The organism is Kitasatospora sp. NPDC059327 (assembly GCF_042752535.1).
Taxonomy (GTDB): domain Bacteria; phylum Actinomycetota; class Actinomycetes; order Streptomycetales; family Streptomycetaceae; genus Kitasatospora.
The window spans coordinates 1-1,207 of the sequence record NZ_JBHYYB010000260.1 but is presented as its reverse complement, the minus strand read 5'-3'; the positions used below and the strand labels follow the sequence as shown (position 1 = coordinate 1,207).

The window sequence follows — 1,207 nt, the reverse complement described above, 5'->3', positions numbered from 1 at the left end:
ACGACAACGGCCTGACCGACCTGCCCACCACGACGCCGAACCTCGTCCACGACCCGGACCGGCCGGCCTACGTCATCTACACCTCAGGCTCCACCGGCCGCCCCAAGGGCGTCATGGTCACCCACCGAGGCCTCGCCAACCACGTCACCTGGGCCGCGGACGAACTCACCCCCCACGGCACCGGCGGCGCACCCGTCTTCTCCTCCGTCGCCTTCGACCTGGTCGTACCGAACCTGTGGGCACCCCTCACCGTGGGCCAGAGCGTCCACTTCCTGCCCCAGGACCTCGACCTCGGCGAACTCGGCACCCTCCTGGCCGCCGACGGCCCCTACAGCTTCATCAAACTCACCCCCGGCCACCTCGAAATCCTCAGCCACCAGCTCACCGACACCCAAGCCGCCGACCTCGCCGGAATCTGGGTCGTCGCCGGCGAAGCCCTGCCCACCGCACTCGCCACCCGCTGGACCCACCTCGTCGGCACCAGCCGCGTCATCAACGAATACGGCCCCACCGAAGCCTCCGTCGGCACCTGCACCCACCCCATCACCACCCCACCCCCCGGCGACACCGTCCCCATCGGCCGCCCCCTGCCCAACATGACCACACACGTCCTCGACCACGCCATGCAGCCCGTCCCCCTCGGCGCCACCGGCGAACTCTACGTCGGCGGCACCGGCCTGGCCCGCGGCTACACCAACCGCCCCGCCCTCACCGCCCAACGCTTCCTCCCCAACCCCCACGGCACCCCCGGCACCCGCCTCTACCGAACCGGCGACCTCGCCCGCCAACACCCCGACGGAAACATCACCTTCCTCGGCCGCACCGACCACCAAGCCAAAATCCGCGGCCACCGCATCGAACCCGAAGAAATCCAGGCCCGCCTCACCGAACACCCCGCCATCCGCGACGCCGTCGTCATCGTCCGCGAAGACACCCCCGACGACAAACACCTCGCCGCCTACTACACCACCACCCCCGGCCACCCCACCCCCGACCGAACCCACCTCACCCACCACCTCACCCACCACCTCCCCGACTACATGATCCCCACCACCTACACCCCCCTCGACACCATCCCCCTCAACGCCAACGGCAAGACCAACCGCAACGCCCTCCCCACACCCGACCGGAACCAACCCGACACGACCCGGAAGTACATCGCACCATCGACAGCGACCGAACAACGGCTCGCCGAGATCTGGACCGA

Annotated in this window: 1 protein-coding gene; it reads left to right on the top strand. The window is 69.6% G+C overall.

Annotated features, from left to right (window positions below; all coding sequences use genetic code 11):
• Positions 1 to 1,207 (top strand): amino acid adenylation domain-containing protein (locus tag ACFXHB_RS44880; protein ID WP_380583022.1); only part of this gene is annotated, 1,207 nt, incomplete at both ends.